This window comes from Kaistia sp. 32K (assembly GCF_016629525.1).
Lineage (GTDB): Bacteria > Pseudomonadota > Alphaproteobacteria > Rhizobiales > Kaistiaceae > Kaistia.
The window spans coordinates 2,874,833-2,894,815 of sequence record NZ_AP024269.1; the positions used below are offsets into that span (position 1 = coordinate 2,874,833).

The 19,983-nt window shown below is 66.9% G+C and carries 20 protein-coding genes; 8 read left to right on the forward strand and 12 right to left on the reverse strand.

Annotation, left to right across the window (positions count from 1 at the left end; genetic code table 11):
• Nucleotides 1-13: 13 nt before the first annotated feature.
• From K32_RS13190 to K32_RS13200, 3 genes are all read right to left on the reverse strand, one after another.
• The gene (locus K32_RS13190) at nt 14-1,681 is read right to left on the reverse strand and encodes an NAD+ synthase (RefSeq protein ID WP_201399983.1); all 1,668 of its coding nucleotides are present in this window, start codon (nt 1,679-1,681) and stop codon (nt 14-16) included.
• A gap of 87 nt (nt 1,682-1,768) precedes the next feature.
• Nucleotides 1,769-2,563 (reverse strand): class III extradiol ring-cleavage dioxygenase, encoded by a 795-nt coding sequence (locus K32_RS13195; protein ID WP_201399984.1) that lies wholly within the window; start codon nt 2,561-2,563, stop codon nt 1,769-1,771.
• A 107-nt stretch (nt 2,564-2,670) separates the two neighbouring features.
• The gene (locus tag K32_RS13200; RefSeq protein WP_201399985.1) at nt 2,671-3,288 is read right to left on the reverse strand and encodes a TetR/AcrR family transcriptional regulator; all 618 of its coding nucleotides are present in this window, start codon (nt 3,286-3,288) and stop codon (nt 2,671-2,673) included.
• Between the two features lie 80 nt (nt 3,289-3,368).
• Here K32_RS13200 and K32_RS13205 point away from each other — a divergent pair, with 80 nt between their 5' ends.
• Nucleotides 3,369-4,643, forward strand: coding sequence for an MFS transporter (locus K32_RS13205; protein ID WP_201399986.1), 1,275 nt, complete (start codon nt 3,369-3,371; stop codon nt 4,641-4,643).
• 133 nt (nt 4,644-4,776) lie between these two features.
• Entirely contained in the window at nt 4,777-5,256 is a 480-nt protein-coding gene (locus K32_RS13210; protein ID WP_201399987.1) for a DUF992 domain-containing protein, read from the forward strand.
• A gap of 47 nt (nt 5,257-5,303) precedes the next feature.
• On the opposite strand, the gene K32_RS13215 is transcribed toward K32_RS13210, so the two are convergent.
• The 4 genes from K32_RS13215 to K32_RS13230 form a co-directional block, all read right to left on the reverse strand.
• The gene (locus K32_RS13215; protein ID WP_201399988.1) at nt 5,304-5,726 is read right to left on the reverse strand and encodes a GFA family protein; all 423 of its coding nucleotides are present in this window, start codon (nt 5,724-5,726) and stop codon (nt 5,304-5,306) included.
• A 5-nt stretch (nt 5,727-5,731) separates the two neighbouring features.
• Nucleotides 5,732-7,117, reverse strand: a complete 1,386-nt coding sequence (locus K32_RS13220; RefSeq protein WP_201399989.1) for a class II 3-deoxy-7-phosphoheptulonate synthase — start codon at nt 7,115-7,117, stop codon at nt 5,732-5,734.
• 133 nt (nt 7,118-7,250) lie between these two features.
• Nucleotides 7,251-8,063, reverse strand: a complete 813-nt coding sequence (locus K32_RS13225) for an LssY C-terminal domain-containing protein (protein ID WP_201399990.1) — start codon at nt 8,061-8,063, stop codon at nt 7,251-7,253.
• A 27-nt stretch (nt 8,064-8,090) separates the two neighbouring features.
• Nucleotides 8,091-8,888 (reverse strand): helix-turn-helix domain-containing protein, encoded by a 798-nt coding sequence (locus tag K32_RS13230; protein WP_201399991.1) that lies wholly within the window; start codon nt 8,886-8,888, stop codon nt 8,091-8,093.
• A 116-nt stretch (nt 8,889-9,004) separates the two neighbouring features.
• Here K32_RS13230 and K32_RS13235 point away from each other — a divergent pair, with 116 nt between their 5' ends.
• Nucleotides 9,005-9,361, forward strand: coding sequence for a nuclear transport factor 2 family protein (locus K32_RS13235; RefSeq protein WP_201399992.1), 357 nt, complete (start codon nt 9,005-9,007; stop codon nt 9,359-9,361).
• A 98-nt stretch (nt 9,362-9,459) separates the two neighbouring features.
• On the opposite strand, the gene K32_RS13240 is transcribed toward K32_RS13235, so the two are convergent.
• From K32_RS13240 to rpiA, 4 genes are all read right to left on the reverse strand, one after another.
• Entirely contained in the window at nt 9,460-10,380 is a 921-nt protein-coding gene (locus tag K32_RS13240; RefSeq protein ID WP_201399993.1) for a DNA-3-methyladenine glycosylase, read from the reverse strand.
• 96 nt (nt 10,381-10,476) lie between these two features.
• A complete protein-coding gene (gene gor, locus K32_RS13245; protein ID WP_201399994.1) occupies nt 10,477-11,856 on the reverse strand; it encodes a glutathione-disulfide reductase in 1,380 nt (459 codons plus the stop codon).
• 4 nt (nt 11,857-11,860) lie between these two features.
• Complete coding sequence (locus tag K32_RS13250; protein ID WP_201399995.1) at nt 11,861-12,367, reverse strand: DUF2059 domain-containing protein; 507 nt, start codon at nt 12,365-12,367, stop codon at nt 11,861-11,863.
• Nucleotides 12,368-12,395: 28 nt separating this feature from the next.
• Nucleotides 12,396-13,094 (reverse strand): ribose-5-phosphate isomerase RpiA, encoded by a 699-nt coding sequence (rpiA, locus tag K32_RS13255; protein ID WP_201399996.1) that lies wholly within the window; start codon nt 13,092-13,094, stop codon nt 12,396-12,398.
• 154 nt (nt 13,095-13,248) lie between these two features.
• On the opposite strand from rpiA, the gene gph reads away from it, so the two are divergent.
• Entirely contained in the window at nt 13,249-13,920 is a 672-nt protein-coding gene (gph, locus tag K32_RS13260) for a phosphoglycolate phosphatase (RefSeq protein ID WP_201399997.1), read from the forward strand.
• Nucleotides 13,921-13,930: 10 nt separating this feature from the next.
• On the opposite strand, the gene K32_RS13265 is transcribed toward gph, so the two are convergent.
• Nucleotides 13,931-14,821: a cell envelope integrity EipB family protein gene (locus K32_RS13265; RefSeq protein WP_201399998.1), complete on the reverse strand. Its 891-nt coding sequence runs from the start codon at nt 14,819-14,821 to the stop codon at nt 13,931-13,933.
• Between the two features lie 185 nt (nt 14,822-15,006).
• Here K32_RS13265 and K32_RS13270 point away from each other — a divergent pair, with 185 nt between their 5' ends.
• From K32_RS13270 to K32_RS13285, 4 genes are all read left to right on the forward strand, one after another.
• Nucleotides 15,007-15,471: a RidA family protein gene (locus K32_RS13270; RefSeq protein ID WP_201399999.1), complete on the forward strand. Its 465-nt coding sequence runs from the start codon at nt 15,007-15,009 to the stop codon at nt 15,469-15,471.
• Between the two features lie 6 nt (nt 15,472-15,477).
• The gene (locus K32_RS13275; RefSeq protein WP_201400000.1) at nt 15,478-16,245 is read left to right on the forward strand and encodes a glycerophosphodiester phosphodiesterase family protein; all 768 of its coding nucleotides are present in this window, start codon (nt 15,478-15,480) and stop codon (nt 16,243-16,245) included.
• Nucleotides 16,246-17,000: 755 nt separating this feature from the next.
• Entirely contained in the window at nt 17,001-18,275 is a 1,275-nt protein-coding gene (locus tag K32_RS13280) for a GNAT family N-acetyltransferase (RefSeq protein WP_201400001.1), read from the forward strand.
• Between the two features lie 6 nt (nt 18,276-18,281).
• Nucleotides 18,282-19,964 carry an LTA synthase family protein gene (locus tag K32_RS13285; RefSeq protein ID WP_201400002.1) on the forward strand — a complete coding sequence of 561 codons (1,683 nt, stop codon included), beginning with the start codon at nt 18,282-18,284 and terminating at the stop codon, nt 19,962-19,964.
• Nucleotides 19,965-19,983: the final 19 nt, after the last annotated feature.

Consider the following 19,983-nt stretch of genomic DNA (forward strand, 5'->3'; position numbering starts at 1 on the left):
CCGCCTCCAAAGCTCAGGCCCGGTCGCGGAACCGGTTGGTGATCGGATAGCGGCGGTCGCGCCCGAAGTTGCGGCGGCTGAGCTTCACGCCCGGCGCGGCCTGGCGGCGCTTGTACTCCGCGATCGCGAGCAGATGCTCGATCCGCTTTACCGTGGCCGCCTCATGGCCGCGCGCGATGACGTCGCCGACCCGCATCTCGCCCTCGACCAGGCTCTCGAGGATATCGTCGAGAATGTCGTAGGGCGGCAGCGAATCCTGGTCCTTCTGGTTTTCGCGCAGCTCCGCCGTCGGCGGCTTGGTGATGATCCGCTCCGGCACGACTTCGCCGGACGGCCCGAGGCAGCCCTTCGGCACGACGCTGTTGCGGAAGCGCGAAATCGCGAACACCTGCGTCTTGTAGAGATCCTTGATCGGATTGAAGCCGCCGTTCATGTCGCCATAAAGCGTGGCGTAGCCGACTGACATTTCCGACTTGTTGCCCGTCGTCACCACCATGGCCCCGAACTTGTTCGAGATCGCCATCAGGATGGTGCCGCGCGTGCGCGACTGCAGGTTTTCTTCCGTGATATCCGCCTGCCGGCCGGCGAACATCGGCGCCAGCGCATGCATGAAGCCCTCGACCGGCTCGGCGATCGGCACGATGTCGTAGCGCACGCCGAGCTTGTCGGCGCAGGCCTTGGCGTCGACAAGGCTGTCCTCCGACGTGTAGCGATAGGGCAGCATCACGCAATGGACGCGATCCGCGCCCAGCGCGTCGACGGCCATCGCCGCGACGAGGGCGGAGTCGATGCCGCCGGAGAGGCCGAGCACGACGCCCGGAAATCCGTTCTTGCCGACATAGTCGCGCAGGCCCTGGACGCAGGCGAGATAGTCCGCCTCCTCGCCCTCCTCCACCCGGGCCATTACGCCCTCGGCGCAATGCCAGGCATCACCGACACGCCTGAACTCGACGATCTCGATCGCCTCGCTGAAGGCGGGCAACTGCGCGGCGAGCGAACCATCGGCATTCAAGACGAAGGAGGCGCCATCGAAGATGAGCTCGTCCTGGCCGCCGACCTGGTTCAGATAGACGAGCGGCAGGCCCGATTCCGTGACGCGGGCGACGGAGACGTTGAAGCGCTGGTCCATGACGCGGCGGCGATAGGGCGAGCCGTTCGGCACCAGCAGGATCTCGCCGCCCGTCTCGGCGATGCATTCAACGGGATCCGGACCCCAGATGTCCTCGCAGATCGGCACGCCGACGCGCACGCCGCGCAGCGAGATCGGGCCCGGATGCGGCCCCGGCGTGAAGACGCGCTTCTCGTCGAAGACGCCGTAGTTCGGCAAGTCGACTTTGAAGCGGACGCTCTCGATGCGGCCGTTGTCGCAGAGCGCGTAGGCGTTATAGAGCTTGTCGTCCTCGAGCCAGGGCAGGCCGATCAGCACGGCCGGGCCGCCATCGGCGGTATCGGCGGCGATCGCCTCGCAGGCGGCGCGGCACGCTTCCTGGAAGGCCGGCTTCAGGACCAGATCCTCCGGCGAATAGGCCGAGAGGAACAGCTCGCTGAACATGACGACGTCGGCGCGTCCCGCCGCGGCGGTCGCGCGCGCGGCGCGCGCCTTTTCGAGATTGCCGGCGATGTCGCCGACAACCGGATTGATCTGGGCAAGGGCGATGCGGAGCGTATCGGGGCGGGTCATATTCTGCCTTTACCGCGCCGCCGAAGCGGCGGCAACGGGAACTCGGCGGCCGGCCGAAAAACGTCGCGGCCGCCGGCTCCGGAACGCTCAGTCGAAGCGGTACATATCCATCGAGAGCGCCTCATACTCGTAGGAATTATGGATCCGCTCGCCCCGGGCGCCCTCGCCCGCCGCGCCGAGCGCGACGAAGAACGGCAGGAAATGCTCATCCTCCGGATGCGCCATCACGGCATGCGGCGCCTGGGCCCGATAATCGACGAGAGCCGCCGTGTCGCCGGCGGCAGCCCGATCGGCGACCCAGTCGGCGAATTCACGCGCCCAGTCGACGGGAGGCGCGTCGACGGCCGGCATGCCGGCTGGATTTCGGAACAGCGCGCGCAGATTATGCGTCGCGGCGCCGGTTCCGATCACCAGGATGCTCTCCTCGCGCAGCCCAGCCAAGGCGCGACCGAGCATCAGATGATGCGCGGGGTTCAGATGCGGCTGGATCGAGAGCTGGACCAGCGGGACATTCGCCTCGGGCCAGACCAGCGACAGCGGGATCCAGGTGCCGTGGTCGAAGCCGCGCTTCGGCGCGACATCGATCGGCAATCCGGCTGTCCGCAGTCGCTCGACCACCTCGGCGGCGAGCGTGGCATCACCCGGGGCGGGATAGTCGATCTCGTAAAGAGCCTTCGGGAAGCCACGGAAATCATAGATCATTTCCGGGTTCGCATCAGAGACGACGGTCGGCGTCCCGGTCTCGAAATGAGCGGAGACGATCACCACGGCACGAGGACGCGGCAAGGTCGAGGCGAGCGACTGCAGGAAGCGATGCGCCGGCGTGTCGGTCAGCGCCAGCATCGGCGAACCATGCGACAGGAAGAGGGTGGGAAGCGACATCGAAAGATCCTTTGCGTGTTGAGCAAAAGATAGTCGCCCTCCCCGTCACCCATAAGACGCGCGAAGCAGCACGCAGTGTTCAACCTGCATGGCCAATCCTGCCACCGTCACCGCTTCAGGCAGGCGTCAATCATGCGGTCGGCGACGAGCGCGATTGAGCCCGCCGGACCGCCCTTGCCGAACAACTGGCCGGAGACATACGCCCCCTCGACGAGCAGCAGCAGCCCGTCGCCCAGGATTTCCGGTTCGGCCGCGCCCAGCTCGCGCGCCAATTCGGTCAGGCGCCGGCGGAGTTCACGCTTGTTTTCGACGGCGACCAGCCGCGCCGGATTGGCCCGGTCCGGAAATTCGACCGCCGCATTGGTCATCCCGCAGCCGCGATAATCGTCGCTTTGCGAGCGGACGCTGATCCGCGTCAGATAGGCCATGATCTGCGCGCGAGGATCGCCCGGATGCTTCGCCATCACCGCGTCGACCGACTCCCAGAAGTCGGCGTCGTAGTCGCGCATATAGGCCGCGGCGAGTTCGTCCTTCGACGAGAAAGCGCGATAGAGGCTCGGCTTGGTGACGCCGGCGCGCGTCACGATCTCGTCGATGCCGACGGCGCGGATACCCTCGCGGTAGAAGAGATCCCGCGCGGTCGCGCGAATACGATCGGCCGCGCGCGGCGGCGCATCGGCGCCGTTGCGGGCCCTCGTCGACGATTTTTCGGCACGGACGGTCACAGCCTGCACTCCCAACCCACTTGACGATGTAACAGAACGGTACGTATCATAGTCGCGATTGAAACGGAACGGTCAGTAACATGAATATAGTCCGCCGCCGGCCCTTCGGCCAGAACTATGCCTTCGTCGTCGCAGGCGTGATTTTCGTCTGTCTGCTCGCCGGCGCCGGTCTGCGCGCCGCGCCCGGCGTGATGATCCTGCCGATAGAATCCGCCTTCGGCTGGAGCCGCGACACCATCTCGCTCGCGGCAGCGATCGGCATCTTCCTGTACGGCCTCACCGGCCCCTTCGCCGCGGCCCTGATGCAAAGCTTCGGCGTTCGTCGGGTCCTGGTCGGTGCGCTGCTGCTGATGGCGGCGTCCACCGGCGCCAGCGCCTTCATGACGCAACCCTGGCAGTACATTGCTACATGGGGCGTCCTTTCCGGCGTCTCCTCCGGTGCGGTCGCCATGGTGCTCGGCGCGACCATCGTGAACCGCTGGTTCGTCACCAATCGCGGCCTGATGATGGGCCTTTTGACGGCGAGCACAGCGACCGGAACGCTCATCTTCCTGCCCGGCATGGCGGCGCTGGCGCAATGGGGCGGCTGGCAGGCGGTCGTTATCACGGTGGCAATCGTGTCGGCAGCCCTGGTGCCGGTCGCCTGGCTCTTCGTGCCGGAGCGGCCCCAGGATATCGGCCTTCGTCCCTATGGGGCGGCCGAGGGCGATCCGCTGCCGAGCGGCCCGCAGGGCAATGTACTCGCCAACGCCTTCAACGCGCTCTTCGAGGCGGCCCGCACCAAGACCTTCTGGTATCTCTTCGCCACCTTCTTCATCTGTGGCTTCACCACCAACGGCCTCGTCGGCACCCACATGATCGCCTTCTGCGGCGACATGGGCATGCCCGAGATCCAGGCGGCCAGCCTGCTCGCCGTGATGGGGCTGTTCGACCTCGTCGGCACCACCGCTTCCGGCTGGCTCACCGATCGCTTCGATCCGCGCAAGCTTCTGTTCGTCTATTATGGGCTGCGCGGCATCTCGCTGATGTTCCTGCCCTTCACGGACTTCAACATCTACAGCCTGTCGATCTTCGCCGTGTTCTACGGCCTCGACTGGATCGCCACCGTGCCGCCAACGGTGCGCCTCGCCAATGAGGCGTTCGGCGATCGCAAGGCGCCGATCGTGTTCGGCTGGATCGCCGCCGGCCACCAGCTCGGCGCCGCCTCGGCCGCCTATTTCGCCGGATACATGCGGACGGCGCAGGGCAACTATCTCGACGCCTTCCTGATCGCCGGCGCGACCGGCATCCTTGCGGCTTTGCTGTCGCTGATGATCGGCCGCCGCAAGCAGCAGCTGGAGCTGGCGACGGCATGACGTAGGGGACGGCTTGCGGCGAGAACACGAATACGGGTTCTCCCGCATAGCCTACACGCAAGTTTCGCGTGTAGAAGGAGATCGGCGCACGACAGTGCGCCGTCTCTTTTTCCGTCTACGAACGAGGTCGAACATGTCGAAGCTGCACAAGGCCCTGCTGGCAGCTGCCGTTGCCGTCACCGCAACTCTCCCGCTGGCATCGACGGCGCAGGCCGCCGTCAAGACGGGCGTCCTGACCTGCCGCGTCGCCGCCGGTGTCGGCCTGATCATCGGCTCGCGCCGCAGCGTCTCCTGCGAATTCCATTCCAATCGCGGCGTAGAATTCTATAGCGGCCGCATCGACCGCGTCGGCCTCGACGTAGGCGTCACCCGCAACAGCGTGATCGTCTGGAACGTGTTCGAGCCGACCCGCCGCCATGGCGATCTTTCGGGCCGCTACACCGGCGCGACCGCGCAGGCGACGATCGGCGTCGGCCTCGGCGCCAACGTCCTCGTCGGCGGCGGCCAGAACAGCGTCGCGCTGCAGCCGCTTTCGGTGACGGCCCAGACCGGCCTTAACCTCGCGGCCGGCGTCAGCTCGCTGCACCTGACCCGCACGGGCAGCGGCCGCTAAGGCAAATGAATTCCGGCTGCGGATCCCAAGGGGTCCGCGGCCGGCTCTCAATCCTGATGGGTTGAAGTCTGCCGTCGATCATAGGCCGGCGCGCCGTCCTCGATCGCGTAGTAGTCGCCCTTGTCGGCGACGAAGATGTGCTTTTCCCAGCGGACGCCCGTCGGCTTGTCGAAGCCGCCCATGGCGATGGCGATCTCGGGTCGCCCGATCCGCTCCCAGAACAGCACTGAACCACACGCGCCACAGAAGCCGCGCCGAACCGTCTCCGACGACGGGTACCAGCGCAGGCTGTCGCCCCCGGAAATCGTCACGTCACTCGCCGCGACCGTGGTCGAGGCGAGGAAATGCCCGGTCTGCCGGCGGCACATCGTGCAGTGACAGCCGACGACCGGCGCCAGCGGGCCGGCGACCCGGTAGGTCACCGCCCCGCAGAGACAGGCGCCGGAATGGATTTCCCCGCCTGCCGTCATGTGTGTCAGAGCCCGGCGACGAGGCGGTGCCGGACGTCGCCCTGGCGGCTCGCCTTGAGCAGTTCCGCCACCAGGAAGGCCAGCTCCAGCGCCTGATCGGCGTTGAGGCGCGGATCGCAATGGGTGTGGTAGCGGTCCGAAAGGTCCTCGTCGGTGATCGCGCGGGCGCCGCCGGTGCATTCGGTGACGTTCTTGCCGGTCATCTCGATGTGGACGCCGCCCGGGAAGGTGCCCTCGCCCTGATGCACCTCGAAGAAGCTCTTCACTTCCTTGAGGATGAGGTCGAACGGCCGCGTCTTGTAGCCGCTCGACGCCTTGATCGTGTTGCCGTGCATCGGATCGCACGACCAGACGACGGAGCGCCCTTCCCGCTCGACGGCGCGGATCAGCTGCGGCAGGTGGTCGAACACCTTGTTGGCGCCGAAGCGGCAGATCAGCGTCAACCGGCCGGGCTCGTTCTCCGGGTTGAGGAGGTCGATCAGCTGCAGCAGACCGTCGCCGCTCAGTGACGGGCCGCACTTCAGGCCAATCGGGTTCTTCACACCGCGCATGTATTCGACATGGGCATGATCGGGCTGGCGGGTGCGGTCGCCGATCCAGAGCATGTGGCCGGAGGTCGCGTACCAGTCGCCGGTGGTGGAATCGACCCGCGTCATCGCCTGCTCGTAGCCGAGCAGCAGCGCCTCATGCGAGGTGAAGAAATCGGTCGAGCGCAGCGACGGCGTCGAATCCGGATCGACGCCGCAGGCGCGCATGAACGCCATCGACTCGGAGATGCGATCGGCGATCTCCTGGTAGTGATGGCCCTGCGGGCTATCCTTGACGAAGCCGAGCATCCACTGATGCACGTGCTCGAGATTGGCGTAGCCGCCCTGCGCGAAGGCGCGCAGCAGGTTCAGCGTCGCGGCCGACTGGCGATAGGAATCCTCGATCCGGCGCGGATCGGGAATGCGGGCCTCGGGCGTGAACTCGATGCCATTGATGTTGTCGCCGCGATAGCTCGGCAGCTCGACGCCGTCGATCGTCTCGGTCGGGGCCGAGCGCGGCTTGGCGAACTGGCCCGCGATGCGGCCGACCTTCACCACCGGCATCGAGCCGGCGAAGGTCAGCACGACGGCCATCTGCAGGAAGACGCGGAAGAAGTCGCGGATGTTGTCCGGGTGATGCTCCATGAAGCTCTCGGCGCAATCACCGCCCTGGAGCAGGAAGCTCTCGCCGCGTGACACGGCCGCAAGGCTCTTCTTGAGCTTGCGCGCCTCGCCGGCGAAAACGAGCGGGGGATAGTTCGAGAGCCGTCCCTCGACCGCCGCGAGCCCCGCCGCATCGACATAATCCGGCACCTGCTGGATCGGCTTCGACCGCCAGCTATCCGGCTTCCAACTCGTCTTCATCTTGAGCACTCCACACCCTTGCCCGCCTTTCGCGCTCGATAGCGCGTGACGGACCTCATCGGGCCTCGAAAGGTGCTGCCTTATACACGCTCGCCCGGAGCGAGGAAACACACCATGGCCCATGCGTCACGGCTCAGATCCACGAGGCCGCCCAATGCCAGAGGCGGTCCTTCAGGCCCACCAGCGCCGGCGGCGGCAGGACGACGGCGGGGACGGTCGACTTCTTGCCGGCCGGTACGAGGCGCGACATCCAGATCTCTCCATCGGTATAATAGGGGTCGCCCTCGCCATTTCGACCGTTCACGGTCGGCCCGATGCCGGTGACCTGATAGGTGGCCTCGACCATGCCGGCCGCCTTCAGATCGTCGGTGAGGAGATCGCGCACGGCGTCGATGTCCGGGCCAATGTGGTGCGTCACCTGGCCGGTATCATGGCTGAGGCCGACGCCTCGATCGAAGGTCGCCGAGCCCAGCCAAACCGGGCGTCCCTCGGCCCCCATTTCGAGCACCTTCCAGAAGCGGACATGATCGCGCTGATCGGCGCTCTCGCCGACCGGCTTCTCAAAGGCGAGGTCCTCGCGTCGACCGTCATAGTAGAGCGGGCTGACCGGCGCGTCGTGATAGGGCCGGTCCAGCACGACGCTGCCGACGATCTCGATGCTGGAACGCCAGGTGATCGGGTCGGCCGGAAACCAGCCGGCCGCATGCATCGAGCGGAGCACGTCCTCCCGGTCGCCGACCAGGCCGACATTCAGCGGGCCACCGGGAATGCCCTGCGCGGTATGCGTCACCATCGGCCGGTCGGCCAGGCCAGGCTGGTGCTCATAGTGGGTCCAGGCGAGCGGCAGCACGACATAGGCCGCCAGCCCGTAGAAGACGAGCGCCACGACGAGCACCGTCAGGAGATTGCGCAACCTCAACCGTTCGCGCAGTGTCCGCTTCACCATGGTCTGTCCCCACGCCTGTTCGCCGCATCATGGCTGAGCGGCGGCGCGGCGCAAGGCTTCCGCCGTCTCGTCGTCGGCCGGAAAGAAGGATTCGATCGCGAGTTCCGCCAGCGTGACGTCAACGGGCGTACCGAACAGCGTCGTCGCCGAGATAAAGGAGAGCGTTTCGTCGCCGGAGCGGACGCGAAACGGAACCGCGATACCGCCGAGATCCTCCTTCGCGGCCGGGCGCGCGTCGCTCCGGGAGGGATAGGCGCGGAGCTCGTCGAGCAAGTCGGCCAGCACGGTGTCGCCGGTCAGGTCAATCTCATGCGCGAGCCGCGCCAGCAAGTGCCGCCGCCATTCTGCGAGATTCACCGTGCGCGGCGCCAGTCCGTCCGGATGCAGCGCCAGGCGCAGCACGTTCACGGGCGGCTCCAGCAGCGCAGGCGACACGCCCGCGACGAGGCGCAGGACGGCCGCGTTGGCCGCGACCAGATTCCAGTGCCGGTCGATCGCGAGCGCCGGATAGGGCTCGTGGCCGTCGAGGATGCGCGCGACCGCACGGCGCGCCGCCGCCATCGCCGCATCGTCCATCCGGCGCTCGCGATAGACCGGAGCAAAACCGGCCGCGACCAGCATCAGGTTCCGCTCGCGCAGCGGCACGTCCAGTTCGGCCGCCAGCTTCAGCACCATGTCGCGGCTCGGGCGGGAGCGGCCCGTCTCGATGAAGCTCAGATGCCGCGTCGACATCTCGGCGTCGCCCGCGAGGTCCATCTGGCTCATGCGGCGGCGCTGCCGCCAGTCGCGGATCTGCTCGCCGATCGGGCGCGAATTGGTTTCCATGCGCCGACGATAGCCTGCCGCGGATCGGCGATCCAATTACCTCCGAGGTAATCGACTTCATGCCCCCGAGCCGCAAATCTCCGGCCTGTCAGCAACGACAACCCCGGAGACCAACCATGACCAACGCCCTCGTCGAACGCTACATCGCCAGCTGGAACGAGACCGACGCCGAGAAGCGCCGCGCCCTCATCGCCGCGACCTTCACGCAATCCGCTTCCTATGTGGATCCCCTGATGAAGAGCGAGGGGCGCGGCGGCATCGACCAGATGCTGGCCGCCGTGCAGGACCGCTTCGCCGGGCTCCGCTTCAAGCAAGTCGGCAAGGTCGACGCCTATGAAGACCGGATCCGCTTCTCCTGGGAGCTGGGGCCGGATGGAGGCCCCTCGATCGCCGGCGGCACCGACTTCGCCACCATCGAAGCCGGCCAGCTCGCGGATATCGTCGGCTTCCTCGACTTCGCCCCGTCCGCCTAGAGCGTTTTCGAGCGAAGTGGATACCGGTTCGCGTGAAGAAAACGCGACTAGACAAATAGTTAGAGCCTTTCGTCGTTTCCATGAAACGATGGAAGGCTCTAGGCGTCCGCGAGACCGGCCCATAGATGGGCCGTTGCGAGGCTTCGATGCGGGGCGAAGGCCTGCATCGAAGCCTCCTGCAATTTGGTGTCCGGCCGCTCGGGAAGCGCCAGCAGGCGCTGCAGCGCCGTCGCCAGCCCCGAATCGCCGATCGGCGCCATGTCGGGAAAGCCGAAGCCGCGCAGCATGATGTAGCGCGCCGTCCAGGTGCCGATGCCGCGCACGGCGACCAGCGCCGCCTCCGCGTCGGTCGCCGTCCCCTTCGCCAGATCCTCCAGCGACAGCGCCCCTTCGCTCACGAGGCGCGCCACGCCGATCAGATAGCTCGCCTTCGAGCGCGAGAAGCGCAGCGCCGTCAGATCCTCGACCTCCAGCGCCGCGACGCGCTCCGGATCGGGATGGGCCCGCATGCCGCTTTCCGCGTGCAGCGGACCCGCGCGTTCGATCAGGGCCCGGCGCAGGGCGGCGGCGAAGGTCAGGTTGATCTGCTGGCCGATCACCGCCCAGCAGACCGCGTCCCAGATGTCGGCGGTCAACGGAATGCGCAACCCGCTGCGCGACCCGAGAATACACGCGCGATCGGCGCGAGACGCGATCAGGGCTTCAAAGCCCAGGGGATCACTGGCGAGGCCGAGCATGCGGGCGGCGATCGCCTCGACGCGCTCCGGCGGGATGCCGTCATGGTCGACCCGCACACGAGCGACGGGATCGGTTGGCCGATCGGCCTCCGAAAGGTCGATTTCGAGCCGATGGGCGCGGCCGTCGACGAGGATCGTCTTGGCGATCCCCTGACCTTCGACCCGCTCGCTGACGCTGAGCGGATCGCGGCCGTGATAGGCGAGCGCATATTCCGGCCGGAAGCCCGCTTCCAGTGGCATGGCCAGCCTGATGCCCGCGCCGGGCTCGACCTCGTATCTCATCCGCACCTCGTCCCGGCGATCCGCGCATCGGCTATCCGATGCAGGGATCCCGGACACTCCGGTTCTTGCCTTCGAATTCGCGAAGGCAGGAACGCCTCAGGCGTTGCGACGATGCCGCGTGGTGGGCTCGCGCATGGTGACGAGTTCTTCGGCGGCGGTCGGATGCAGCGCCATGGTCGCGTCGAAATCGGCCTTGGTCGCCCGCATCTTCAACGCGATCGCAACGATCTGGATCATCTCGCCGGCGTCGGGGCCGAGGATATGGCAGCCGATGACGCGGTCGCTGTCCGCATCGACGAGCAGCTTCATCAGCGTGCGCTCGTCGCGACCGGAAAGCGTGTGCTTCATCGGGCGGAAGTTGGTCTGGTAGACGTCAACCGCAGCGAACTCCGCCAGCGCCTCTTCCTCGGTCAGACCGACCGTGCCGATCTCCGGCTGCGAGAACACCGCCTTCGGCACGCCGAGATGGTCGACCGAGATGCGCTTGCCGCCGAAGACGGTATCAGCGAAGGCATGGCCCTCGCGGATTGCAACCGGCGTCAGGTTGATGCGGTTGGTGACGTCGCCGACGGCATAGATCGAAGGGACGTTGGACTGCGAATAGGCATCGACCACCACGGCGCCGGCGCCATCGAGCGCCACGCCGGCGTTCTCGAGACCGAGCCCGCTGGTGTTAGGCCGCCGGCCGGTCGCGATCATCACCTCTCCGCAGTCGAGCGCTTCGCCACCGCTCGTCCGGGCGATCAGGCCGTCGTCGCTCTTCTCGATCGAAGCCAGCGTCTCGTTCAGCAGGACACGAATGCCCTTCTTCTCGATCTCCTCACGGAGCGTCCGCCGCACATCGGCATCGAAGCCGCGCAACAGCCCGTCGCCGCGATGGATCAGCGTCGTCTCCACGCCGAGCCCGTTGAAGATGCCGGCGAACTCGACCGCGATATAACCGCCGCCGACAACGACGATCTTCTTCGGAAGGCGCTTCAGATGGAAGGCCTCGTTGGAGGAGATCGCCAGCTCGCGGCCCGGCAGGTCCGGCGTGATGAACGGCGCGCCGCCGGTCGCGACGAGGATGGTCTTCGCCCGGATGAGCCGGTCCTCGGCCACGAGCCGCACGGTGTGCGGATCGACGATCTCGGCGCGGCTCTGCACGATCTGGGCGCCGGAGCGCTCGAGATTGCGGATGTAGATGCCGTTGAGCCGATCGATCTCCTTGTCCTTGGCCGCCACGAGGCGCGACCAATCGAAGGTCGCCTCCCCCGGAGCCCAGCCAAAGCCGACAGAATCCTCGAATTCCTCGGCGAAGCGGGACGCGTAGACGAACAGCTTTTTCGGCACGCAGCCGCGGATCACGCAGGTACCGCCGACGCGGTATTCCTCCGCGACCAGCACGCGGGCGCCATAGCCCGCCGCGATGCGGCCGGCGCGCACGCCGCCGGAACCCGCACCGATGATGAAGAGATCGACGTCGAACTGGCTCATGAAATTAGAAGTCGATGCCCTTCTTCTTCAGCCCTTCGCGGGACTTCTCGAACAGCTCCTCGCCGACGCGGTCCGACCAGCCCTTCACCGACTGCAGCGTCTCGCCGACGACCTTCGGGCCGATCTCGGCGAGCTTGGCGCCGGCCGGGCTCTTGTAGAACTCGGCGATCGCCTTCAGCTCGTCTTCGGTGAAGTGCTTGGCCCAGATGCGGGCGACGTCGTTGTCGAGGTCCTTGCGGCGGGCGACGAGCTCGAGTGCCTGCGCATCGACGACCTCGGCGATCGCCTGGTGCTGGTCGGGGCGCATGCGGATCAGCCGGTTCTGCGTCTGCTGCGACAGGAGCGGCAGCAGATTGTCGAAACCGCGCGAGGTCTTGGCGGCGTGGACGGCATCCAGCGCCGCCGCGACATGCGCATCGGTCACTTCCTGCGCCTGGGCGATACCGGCCGAGCCCATGGCAAGGCCGGCGGCCAGCACGGCGGCGCCGATGGTTTTACGGATGAAGATCATGGAGAAACTCCCGATGGGCGAAATGATGTTAAGCCACCAACCAGCTGATGCCTTCCGGGCGAGCGATGACGGCGGCGGATGCAAGTCCGATGAAGAGCCCGTGCTCCACGACCCCCGGAATCGCCACAAGGGCAAGACTCAAGGCTTCTGGATCGCGAATACGGCCAAAAGATGCATCGATGATAGCGTGCCCGCCATCGGTTACGAAGGGGGTTCCCTCCGCCGTCAGCCGCCGCGTGAGCGTGACCGGCTGATCGAGCCGGACGGCCGCAACGGCGATCGCGGCGATCGTGGCGCCGATACCGAAATGGTTGACTTCGATCGGCAGCGGAAAGGCGCCGAGCGTCTCGACGAGCTTGGTGCCGTCGGCGATGACGATCATCTGGCCGGACGCCGCCGCGACGATCTTTTCCCTCAGCAAAGCGCCGCCGCCGCCCTTGATCAGGCGCAGGCGGCTGTCGAGTTCATCGGCGCCGTCGATGGTCAAATCGAGGCGCGGCGTCTCCTCCAGCGTCGTCAGCGGCACACCAACTTCCCGCGCCAGCGCGGCGGTACGCTCGGACGAGGGAACGCCGACGACCGAAAGCCCGTCGCGCACAAGCGCGCCAAGGCCACGAATGAAGTGATTGGCGGTAGACCCGGAGCCGAGACCGAGCTTCATGCCGGGTTCGACCTTCTCGAGCGCGGCGAGCGCCGCCTGCTTCTTCAGTTCATCGCTGGTGATCATCAGACACTTCAAGTTGTGAAATCGACGCCGGTCCGGCGCGGCTTGTTAGCATGGGCCAACGCCGCCGCCAACGTCCCCGCGACATCCTCCCGCCTTTCGCGAAACGGCCCGACTTGTTAGCCTTCCGTTACCCTTCGATGGAATCCCCTCGCCCATGCGCCCCATTCTCGTCTTCGACCTCGACGGCACGCTCGTCGACACCGCCACCGATCTCGTCGCGACGCTCAACGTCGTGCTGGAACAGGAAGGCCTCGTCGCCGTCCCCTACGAGGACGCCCGCTCGATGGTTGGGCACGGCGCCCGCGTGCTGATCGAGCGCGGTCTCGCCGCCAACGGCGTCACCCGCGACGCCGCCACCATCGACCGGCTGTTCGACACCTACATCGCCTATTATGCGGCGCATATCGCCGACACCAGCCGTCCATTCGACGGCGTGGTGGCGGCGCTCGACCGTTTCGCCGCCGAGGGCTATCTGCTCGCCGTCTGCACCAACAAGCTGGAGGGCCTGTCGATGCTGCTGCTCGACGCGCTCGGGCTCTCGGAGCGCTTCGCGGCGATCTGCGGCGCCGATACCTTCGCGGCGCGCAAGCCCGATCCGCTGGCGCTCAACGAGACGATCCGCAAGGCCGGGGGCGATCCGCGCCAGGCCGTGATGATCGGCGATTCGAAGACGGACATCGACACCGCGAAGGCCGCCGGCATTCCCGTCGTCGCGGTCGATTTCGGTTATACGCCGGTGCCGGTCAGCGAGCTCGGGCCCGACGTCGTCATCAGCCATTTCGACCAATTGGACAACGCCGTGGCCGCGGTGCTCGTCCGCGCCTGAGAGCCGTGCCTCAGGGGCAGCGCTTGGCGGCGACCTTGACCGGCGCCATGTCGAGCCGGACAAGCTTCCCCGTCAGCGCGAAATCGCCATAGTCGAGCCGCATCCGCCGCGTCACGCCGTTCTCGTAGACGATGAAGGACAGCTCGTAGGAGGGCTTCTGCTCGCCGGTCGCGTTCTCGTCGAAATAGCTGAGCGTGACCGGCCAGTGCCGGACATTGGCGATGCCGGCGGCCTTGGCCGTCGCCTCGTCACCCAGATTGTCGGCGCCGGTGTTCGTCGCGCCGATGACGGCGGCGGTCGTGTAGGGCTTCTCGCCCTTCTCCGAGCCGTCGAACAGGTCGACCTGGACGAAACGCTCGCCGCGGATGGCGGCGTCGATGATCGTGCTCAAATGCTGGTTCGGGAACTGGAAGTTCGGGCTGATGTCGAAGCGGCGCGACTTCGGCTTCGCCATCGTCACATGCAGCTTGCCGTTCTCGCGCTCGGCCGAGCCGGTCGAATCCTCGGCGAGCGTGCCGTCGACATAGCTCTTGGTGGCGAAGGAAAAGCTCTTGCCGTCGGAATCCTCGAAGGTCGAGGTGGCGACGTCGGTCAGCCGCGCATTGCCGTCGCTGTCGCTGATGCGGGTGACGAAGCGGAGCTTGGTGTTGTAGCCGTCGCAGCGCGAGCCCCAGAAATGATAGACCATGCGGCCTTCGGCATCGCTGATCGTGTCGGACTTGCCGCCGGCGTCGAGGCTCAGATCATAGACGGCTTCATGCGGCGCCATCACCAGCGCCGGCGCCGCGGAGATGGCCGAGGCCGAACCGGCCATGGCGAGCCAACCGGCACCGAGGAGCGCGGACATCTTCAGCATGCTGGCGAGCCGGCTGCGACCTGCATGGATGGATACGGACTTCATTCTGGCTCCCATCGTCGTCAAGCCGACATAGGGCTGACATAAGACGCATTTCAACCAGCAAAACGTCAAAAGGTCTACGAGCCGCTTTTCGCCCCTGCAAGTCCAGGTTTCAACGACCGCTTGCGGCGCTCCCGCTTTCGGGCGAAACCGGAGACCTTCCGCATTCCTGCATTTGGAGATCCTGCATGACGAGCCAGATCGACAGCCGCCTCGAGGCCCTCGGAATCGTGCTGCCCGCCGCCAGCGCGCCGGCCGCGAACTACGTCCCCTTCCTCGTGAGCCAGGGCCATCTCTACATCTCCGGCCAGATCCCGGTCGGCCCGAACGGCGTCGAATATGTCGGCAAGCTCGGCGTCGAGCTCGGCGTCGCCGAGGGCCAGGCCGCCGCGCGCCTCTGCGCCCTCAACATCCTGGCCCAGGCCAAGGCGGCGCTTGGCGATCTCGACCGCATCGTGCGCGTCGTCAAGCTCGTCGGCTTCGTCAATTCGGACCCGACCTTCGGCGAGCAGCCCAAGGTCGTCAACGGCGCCTCCGACCTGATGGTCGAAGTGCTCGGCGAGAAGGGCCGCCATGCCCGCTCCGCCGTCGGCGTCGCCGCCCTTCCCTTCGGCGTCGGCGTCGAAGTCGAAGCCATCCTCGAAATCGCCTGAGCGAAAATGACCGCAAAGACCTCGACCGCCCCCGCCTGGCTGACCGCCCGCCCGATCGCGCACCGCGCCTATCACGATCCGGCGAGCGGCCGGGTGGAGAACACGCTCTCGGCCGTCCGCGCCGCGATCGACCACAATTTCGCGATCGAGGTCGATCTGCAGCTGACCGCCGACGGCGAGGTCGTGGTCTTCCACGACGACACGGTCGATCGCCTGCTGCAGGCGAGCGGCCGCGTCGACCGCATGACGCTCACCGAGCTGAAGGCGACACCGTTCAAACAAGGCAGCGACGTCGTGCCGACGCTTTCCGAGCTGCTCGAGACCGTCGCCGGCAAGGTTCCGCTGGTGATCGAGCTGAAGAGCAACTGGAACGGCAACCGCCGCCTGGAAGCCGCCGTCGCGCCAATCCTCGCCGCCTATGCCGGGCCGGCCGCCGTCATGTCGTTCGACCCGGATTCGATGGCCGTCATGCAGTGGCTGCTGCCGGAGGTGCCGCGCGGCATTGTCGCCGACCGCTACACCGACCTCGAGGAATGGGGCTTCCTGCCGCCGCGCGCCCGCTTCGCCCTGCGCAACCTCTCGGCCGTCCCACAGGTCGGCGCCAGCTTCGTCTCCTACGATCTGAACGGCCTGCCCTCCTTCGCCCCATCGAAGGTCCGCGCCCACGGCCTGGCGCTGATCACCTGGACCGTCCGCACCCGCGAACAGGCGGCGAAGGCGAAGCTCTTTACCGATCAGATCACGTTCGAAGGGTTCGATCCGGATCAGGTGTGAGCGTCATCCTGATTTCGCAGGAATGACGGAGACTGGCCGGCGAGGCCGTAAGCCCTCGCCCGCCGGTCCCTCGATGGATCTCCGGCCGTCCCCCACGCTCGCCGTCATCTCGGCCTCCGAGCCGGGATCCACTTCCGCCGGGTTGCCAGACGCCCAAGATCCGTGCGGCGGAGGCATGGATTCCTGCTTTCGCAGGAATGACGGAGACTGGCCGGCGAGGCCGCAGCCTCTCACCCGCCGGGCGCTCGAAAAATCCCCGGCCGTCCCCCCACGCTCGCCGTCATCCCGGCCTCCGAGCCGGGATCCATTTCCGCCGGGTTGCCAGACGTCTACGTTCGGCGCGGCGGAGAGATGGATTCCTGCTTTCGCAGGAATGACGGCGCTTGTGTTTCTGCGCAGGGAGCGCACGGAACACGGCTCTTCACCTTTGCCTGAGGGTGACTTTGCGCAAGCCTATCCAGCCGTCATGCCGCGCTCGACCTCCATCATCCTGAGGTGCTCGAGCGCAGCTCGGGCCTCGAAGGACGCACAGTCGCGGCGCAGCTGGTCGATGGCACGACCGCTTTGCGTGCTTCGAGACGGCCCTGCGGGCCTCCTCAGCATGATGAGGGTGATGTTCTGCAAAGTCCTCCTCAGGGAGAGGTGAACACGCCCAGCCGCAACGAAACGCACCCGTTTCCCTCGTCCCGACTTGCGCTTGTCACGTTTCGCCTTAGATGCTGGGGTGCAATCTGCAAGCGAGAGCGCCCTCCCTCATGACCGCTGCCCCCGATGCGCGTCTCACCGTCCTTTCCTCCCTCACGGAAATCGAACGCCAGCAGTGGGATGCCTGCGCCAATCCCGGCTGGGCGTCCGACGCGCCGCTCGGCGACGATCCCTCAACCTTCCTAAGGGCTTATCACGGAGAGGCGGAATCAGGACGCGAAGCCGGCCCGCTTGAATCAAAGTCTCAGCGAACCGCCTATAACCCCTTCGTCTCCTACGATTTTCTGAAAATCCTCGAGGAATCGGGCTCGGCTACAGGGCGCACCGGCTGGCAGGCCCGCCATCTGGTGCTGGAGGGCGCCGGCGGTCATCCGGCCGGCATCGTGCCCTGCTACCAGAAGCCCCATTCGATGGGCGAATATGTCTTCGACCAGGGCTGGGCCGATGCCTATGAGCGCGCCGGCGGAAACTATTACCCAAAGCTGCAGGTGTCGGTGCCATTCACTCCGGCGACCGGGCCGCGATTGCTCGTGCGCGACGGCGCGCCGCCCGCGACGCGGGAGATTCTCGCGGCCGGCCTGATCGAACTGGCGCGGCAGCTCGGCAGTTCCTCGGTGCACGCGACCTTCCTCGACCAGATCGACGCCGACATTCTCGACGACAGCGGCTTCCTCGCCCGCACCGACCAGCAGTTCCATTTCATCAACGAGGGCTATCGCGACTACGAGGATTTTCTCGACGCGCTCGCCTCGCGCAAGCGCAAGGGGATCCGGCGCGAGCGGCGCGAGGCGCTGGCCGGCGGCATCACCGTCGAACATCGGACCGGCGCCGACATCACCGAGGACGACTGGGACGCCTTCTTCGGCTTCTACATGGATACCGGCTCGCGCAAATGGGGCCGGCCCTATCTGAACCGGCGCTTCTTCTCGCTGCTCGGCGAGCGCATGGCCGACCGCGTTCTGCTGATCGTCGCCAAGCGCGACGGTCTGCCGATCGCCGGCGCCCTCAACCTGATCGGCTCCGACGCGCTCTATGGCCGCTACTGGGGCGCGTCCGAGGATGTGCCGTTCCTGCATTTCGAGATCTGCTACCATCAGGCCGTAGACTGGGCGATCGCGCACCGCCTGCCGCGCGTCGAAGCCGGCGCGCAGGGCGACCACAAGCTGGCGCGCGGCTACCGGCCGATCGTCACCCGCTCGGCGCACTGGATCGCCGATCGCGGGCTCCGGCGGGCTGTGGCCGACTATCTCGTGCGCGAGCGCGAAGCGGTCGCCGCCGACCATGAATTCCTCGACGAGCACACGCCCTTCAAAGCTGATACGTGATCTCGCATGACAGCGATTCTTCTCTGCGGCGTGGCCGCGGCCATCGTGCTCGCGAGCGAACGGCAGGCGACGAAGCCGCTCTTCGCGATACTCGCCTTCGCCTTCCTGACCGCGCTCTTTCTCGTCATCGTCGGCGACCTGCCGCGCGCCACTTTGCTGGCGCTGATCCTGGCGCTGACGATCGTCGGCGCCTCGGCGGTCAAGCATCACCATAGCGGCATGAAGCTCGCGGTCGCCGATCTGGGGCTGACCTTTGCCGGCACCATCCCCTTCATGCTGCGGCAATACCGGCGCACCGCCGCGCTGACGATCGCCGGCGCCGTGCTTCTGTTCCTCGCCGCCCTCGCGACGCTGGCGCTGGTTCGCGGCGCGCCGTTCTCCTGGCCTGAGCGGCTGCTGGGCCTGGCGCTGACGACCGCCGCCCTCTACGCCGCCTGGTGGGCAGATGGCGCCGCCCAATACCGGACCGACGTCACCCAGCAGAAGCGGTTCTTCTCCTTCTTCCTGGCGTCGCTGGTCGACGTCGCGAGCTGGTGGCCGGCGGGCGGGCTTCGGATGCTCGACGTCGGCGAGTCCGCCCTGCCGCTGGCGGCACCGCTCGCGGCGCGCACCGATATCCGGCCCGACATCATCGTCATCCAGCATGAATCGGTGTTCGACCCGCGCCTGTTCGACCTGCCGGTCGACGCCGAGATCGCCGAGTTCCTGACGCCGAAGGGCGCGCTTTCGGGACGCCTGCATGTCGATATCTATGGCGGCGGCTCCTGGCAGACGGAATTCAGCCTGCTGACCGGCCTGTCCTCGGCGAGCTTCGGGCCCGATTCCTATTTCCTGTTCAAGAAGGGCGTCGGCCGCTTCGCGCATTCACTGCCCGGCGAGCTTGCCGCGCGCGGCTATCGGACGATGCTTTCGACGAGCTGCCGGCGCGCCTTCATGAACTATGACGCCTTCTATGCCGGCCTCGGCGTCGAGGAGCGCGTCTTCTCCGACGAGTTCCCGCCGCCCTTCGATTTGACCGCCTTCGAGATCAACAATTCCGACGCCGCGTTCTTCGAGGCGACGCGCGGCGCGCTGGAGCGCTCGATCGATCGTGATCCGTCACCGCGTTTCGTCATGGCGCTGACCAATTTCAACCACGGCCCGCACGAGACGCGGCTGGTGCCGGCCGGTCGCTACGAGGACGAGCGGCGCTTCGCGCTCGCAGCCCTTCCCGACGCGACCTATGGCGAGTACTACGCCCGCCTCGCCGAGACGGCGGAGAGCTATGCGGCGTTCCGCGACGCGCTCAAAGCGCGCTATCCCGGCCGTCCCATGCTGATCGTGCGCTATGGCGACCACCAGCCGACGATGACACGCGCAATCGAGGAAGCCCGCGGCATCCGGCCGGACGATCCGCGCCTGTTCGAGACGTTCTACGCCATCGAGGCGGTGAATTTCGAACCGCCGGTCGGAAGCGTGCCGGAGAAGCTCGACATCGCCATGCTGGGCACGGTGGCGCTGCAGGCATCCGGCCTGCCGCTCGACGCCGTCTCGGCGACGCGCGCCAGCCTCATCCCCGAAATCGGCGCGCTCTACATGGCGACGCCATCGGAGCGGAAGAACCGCTTCCACCGCGCCCTGGTCGACCAGGGCCTGATCGATCTCGGCAAGGCGCCTCGGGCCTTGTCGCCCGTCGCCGAACGGGCATGATGCGCCATCCTCACGACGG